General features: G+C 63.7%; 3 protein-coding genes. All 3 read right to left on the bottom strand.

The window, feature by feature from the left end:
* The coding region (locus E5W70_RS30770; RefSeq protein WP_292665024.1) for a transglutaminase family protein at nucleotides 1-2,079 on the bottom strand (2,079 nt) is incomplete at its 3' end.
* 449 nt (nucleotides 2,080-2,528) lie between these two features.
* Nucleotides 2,529-3,719 carry an acyl-CoA dehydrogenase gene (locus tag E5W70_RS30765; protein ID WP_292665023.1) on the bottom strand — a complete coding sequence of 397 codons (1,191 nt, stop codon included), beginning with the start codon at nucleotides 3,717-3,719 and terminating at the stop codon, nucleotides 2,529-2,531.
* A 239-nt stretch (nucleotides 3,720-3,958) separates the two neighbouring features.
* A partial coding sequence (locus E5W70_RS30760; RefSeq protein ID WP_292665022.1) for a helix-hairpin-helix domain-containing protein occupies nucleotides 3,959-4,840 on the bottom strand: 882 nt, incomplete at its 5' end.

Below are 4,840 nucleotides of genomic sequence, written 5' to 3'. Positions count from 1 at the left end.
GATCGCCGTGGTCGTCGCCACGCAATCCTGCCAATTCGCGGCGGGGTGGATATTGACCTCGATGACGCCGGGATCAGGAGCGACACGGATGACATTGAGGCGCGGATCGTGCGGCGGGCCGTAGCCCTCGATATGCACCGGCAGGCCGATCGCCCTTGCCGCGTTCTCCGCCGCCGCGACCAGTTCGAGATAATCCTCCAGCGCCTCGACCGGCGGCATGAACACACAAAGCCGTCCGTCGCGCAGCTCCTGTTCGACACGGTCCTGCTGGCCGGTAACGGCCGTGAAGGAGACCGCCTGCTGGCGTCGCGCCATCTCGTCGGCGCCTTCCAGTTCGGCCGGAGCGGGCGAAGAAGCAGAACCGGGCAAGATCGCCTCACGCGCCGGCAAGGGTCCGCGCGGCAGCGATGGATCGACCGGCACGATATAAGGGAACTGCGCCGGCGGCACATAAGGCAACGTGCCGAGCGGCAGGCGGTAGCCGACCGGCGAATCGCCGGGCACCAGGAACAGCCTGCCGCGCCGCGTCTTCCATTTCTCCGAGCGCCAGCGCGGCCCGGAAGCCTGGCTGTTCCAGCGCTGGACCGGCAGCACATAGCCCGACGGCTTCGTCAGCCCGCGTTCGAACACCCGCGCCATGCGGCTGCGCTCCTCCGGGTCCTCCAGCTTCGAATTGGAAGGATCGACGTTGTCCGGCAGCTTGCCTTCCTTCAGCAGCCATTCAGCCGGATCCTCATAGGCTTCGCTGACCATCGTCTTGTCGATGCCGAGTTCGTCGGCGATTGCCGTCAGCAGGCTTTCGGCCTGCTTCGGTCCGACATCCGCCTCGCTCTTTTCATGCGCGATCAGCGACGGGTCGCTCCACACCGGCTCGCCGTCGGTGCGCCAGTAGAGCGAGAAGGTCCAGCGCGGCAGGCTTTCGCCGGGATACCATTTGCCCTGCCCATAATGCAGGAATCCGCCCGGCGCGAACCGTTCGCGCAGCCGGCGGATCAGCGCATCGGCCTTTTCGCGTTTTGTCGGCCCGACGGCTGCCGTGTTCCACTCGGCAGCCTCGAAATCGTCGATCGAGACAAAGGTCGGTTCGCCGCCCATGGTCAGCCGCACATCGCCGCCCTGGAGTGCTGCATCGACTTGGTTGCCGAGTGCATCGAGCGCCTGCCAGCTCTCGTCGGAGAACGGCTTGGTGATACGCGGATGTTCGGCGATGCGGTCGACCCGCATGTCGAAGCCGAACTCGACATTGGCGAAGCTCGCCATGCCGGAGATCGGCGCGGCATTGCGGAAATGCGGCGTTGCCGCGAGCGGCACATGGCTTTCGCCGGTGAGCAGGCCGGAGGTCGGGTCGAAGCCGATCCAGCCGGCGCCCGGCAGATACACCTCGCACCAGGCATGAAGATCGGTGAAATCGGTCGCCGTGCCAGGCGGCCCGTCAAGCGCGACGAGGTCGGGTTTGAGCTGGATCAGGTAGCCGGAGACGAAACGCGCGGCGATGCCGAGGTTCCTCAATATCTGCACCAGGAGCCAGCTCGAATCCCGACACGATCCCTTGCCGGCGGCCAGCGTTTCCTCGGGCGAGAAGACGCCGGTTTCCATGCGCACGATATAGGCGATCTCACGTTGCAGCCGCGCATTGAGATCGACGACAAAATTGACGGTATTGGTCGCACTGCGGTCGACGGTTTTGAGGAACGCCTGCAACAGTGGCCCTGCCGGTTCCGGCGTACGGTAGATGGTCAGATCGTCCCTGATCTCTTCGGGGTATTCGAACGGAAACGTCTCGGCCGACGGTTCGACGAAGAAATCGAACGGATTGTAGACCGTCATGTCGGCAACGAGGTCGACCTCGATCTTCAATTCCGTTACCGGGTCGGGAAAGACGAAGCGGGCAAGGAAATTGCCGTAGGGATCCTGCTGCAGATTGACGAAGTGATTTGCCGGCCCGACTTTCAGCGAATGACTGAGCACTTTCGTGCGGGAATGCGGCGCAGGCTGCAACCTTATGACTTGCGGGCCCAAGACGACCGGCCGGTCGTATTTGTAGTGGGTCAGGTGATAGACGGCTGCCAGAATTGCCATGGTGCCCCTGAAGTCGGCGTTTCAAAAGGAGTTCGCTGAACCCTGACACGAATGCTGACCATTCTCCAAGCAGAGATGTTGCGCTGCACCTAAATTAAGCAGCTTCACACCCTCACGAAACGGAGCGCCGACCCTGGGATTCCGCAGCGTGGCGGCAAGACGTTGCAACGCTGCGGAGCCGAAGGCCGGCGGGTCAGCACCGGGCGCTGTCCCGCCGATATCGATGATCGGCAGCACGCGCGATGCTTGGTCCAAAAGAGCTGAAAAGAAAACCCGCCTCGGTGGGCGGGTCGTCGGTGCCAATTAGCACCATAACCAAATTAGTAGCATAGCAGCCGGCACAAAGCAAGAACAAAATGTGGCACCGTCGGCGAAAATTGCCGATCTGCCGCTTTGCGAGGGGAGATGCCAGGCAGAGGCGCCCTGGAAGCGGAGGACACCTGCCAATGCTAAAAGAACGCCTGCAACCCGGTCTGCGCCCGTCCGAGGATCAGCGCATGCACGTCATGCGTGCCCTCATAGGTGTTGACGGTCTCCAGGTTCTGGGCGTGGCGCATAACGTGGTAGCCGATCTGGATGCCATTGCCGCCATGCATGTCGCGGGCCTGGCGGGCGATGTCGAGCGCCTTGCCGCAATTGTTGCGCTTGACGAGCGAGATCATCTCCGGCGCCATCTTGCCTTCATCCATCAGCCGCCCGACGCGCAGGCTGCCCTGCAGGCCCAGCGCGATCTCGGTCTGCATGTCGGCGAGCTTCTTCTGGAAAAGCTGCGTGCCGGCCAGCGGCTTGCCGAACTGCTTGCGGTCGAGGCCATACTGGCGGGCGCGATGCCAGCAATCTTCCGCCGCGCCCATGGCTCCCCAGGAGATGCCGTAGCGCGCCCGGTTGAGGCAGCCGAACGGCCCTTTCAGGCCCGAGACATTGGGCAGCAACGCGTCCTCGCCGACCTCGACGCCTTCCATCACCACTTCGCCGGTGATCGAGGCTCGCAGCGACAGCTTGCCGCCGATCTTCGGCGCCGACAGCCCGTTCATGCCCTTTTCCAGCACAAAGCCGCGAATCTCGTTGTCATGCGCGGCCGATTTTGCCCAGATGACGAACACGTCGGCGATCGGCGCGTTGGAAATCCACATCTTCGAACCGGAGATCCTGTAGCCGTTCGCGGTCTTTTCGGCCCGCGTCTTCATGCCGCCCGGGTCGGAACCGGCATCCGGTTCGGTCAGGCCAAAGCAGCCGATCCATTCGCCCGACGCCAGCTTCGGCAGGTATTTCTTGCGCTGCTCTTCCGAGCCATAGGCATGGATCGGATACATCACCAGCGACGACTGCACGCTCATCATCGAGCGATAACCCGAGTCGATCCGTTCCACTTCCCGCGCGACCAGCCCGTAGGTGACGTAGTTGGCGCCGAGCCCGCCATATTCCTCGGGAATGGTGATGCCGAGCAGACCAGCCTCGCCCATTTCGCGAAAGATCCCGGCGTCGGTCTTTTCCTCGAGATAGGCTTCCTCGATCTTCGGAGCGAGCTTGTCGGCGGCAAACGCCGCGGCGCCATCGCGCACCATGCGCTCGTCTTCCGAAAGCTGGTCCTCGATCAGGAAAGGATCATCCCAGACGAATGCGTTCTTATCGGCGGCCATGGCTCTCGGTCTCCCAAACTCATGTATGTCGCCCAAAGCTTGCCCGCGGGCCTGACCCGAGGGTGTCCGGCAGCTTGGAGATAACGACATGCATCGAAACAGAAATCTTGAAACGCGCGGCTTATCGGCTCCCGTCCTGAAAAAATCAAACGAAATAGCTTCGCCGATCCATGAGCATTGGTGATGGATCATCAATGTCGAGCGCCGCCTTCTGACCTGCCACTACCTGGCTGGCGAAATTACTTCCGCTTCAACGCATCGGCCAAAGCGGCGCCGAACGCGCCCTGCTGCGCCGGCCGCTCCGGCTGGCGTTGGGCGGGCGCGCGCGGCACCGGCCTGCTGCCATTGTCGCGTGGCTTTGGTGCGCCACCGTCGCCGTCCTTGCGCATCGACAAGCCGATGCGCTTGCGCTTGATATCGACGTCGACGACACGCACCTTGACCACGTCGCCGGCCTTGACCACCTCGTGCGCGTCCTTGACGAACCGATCCGCCAGTTGCGAGACGTGCACCAACCCGTCCTGGTGCACGCCGATATCGACAAAGGCGCCGAAGGCCGCGACATTGGTGACGGTGCCTTCAAGCTGCATGCCGGGCTTCAGATCCTTGATGTCGTCGATGCCATCGGCGAAGGTCGCGGTCTTGAAGCAGGGGCGCGGATCGCGGCCGGGCTTTTCCAGCTCCGCCAGGATGTCGCGCACCGTCGGCAGGCCGAAGCGCTCGTCGACGAAGACGCGCGGATCGAGCGCCTTGAGTGCGGCGCTGTCGCCCATCAGCGAGCGGACGTCGCGCCCGCAGGCGGCGACGATCTTCTTGGCCACGCCATAGGCTTCCGGATGCACCGCCGAGGCATCGAGCGGCTCGCTGCCGTCGGGAATGCGCAGGAAGCCGGCGCATTGCTCGAACGCGCGGGGTCCAAGGCGGGAGACCTTCAACAGTTCGCGGCGGCTGGCGAACGGGCCGGTCGCGTCCCGGTGCGCAACAATCGCCTCGGCCAGCGATGCGCCGAGACCCGAAACCCGCGCCAGAAGCGGCGCCGACGCCGTGTTGAGATCGACGCCGACGGCATTGACCGCATCCTCGACCACAGCTTCCAGCGAGCGGCCGAGGCGGTACTGATC

This window comes from Mesorhizobium sp. (assembly GCF_005063415.1).
Taxonomy (GTDB): domain Bacteria; phylum Pseudomonadota; class Alphaproteobacteria; order Rhizobiales; family Rhizobiaceae; genus Mesorhizobium.
This window is presented reverse-complemented; position numbering and strand designations above follow the sequence as displayed.

Coding starts and splice junctions, on each gene's coding strand:
- E5W70_RS30765 (WP_292665023.1), bottom strand. CDS start 3,719: ATGGCCGCCGATAAGAACGCATTCGTCTGGGATGATCCTTTCCTGATC.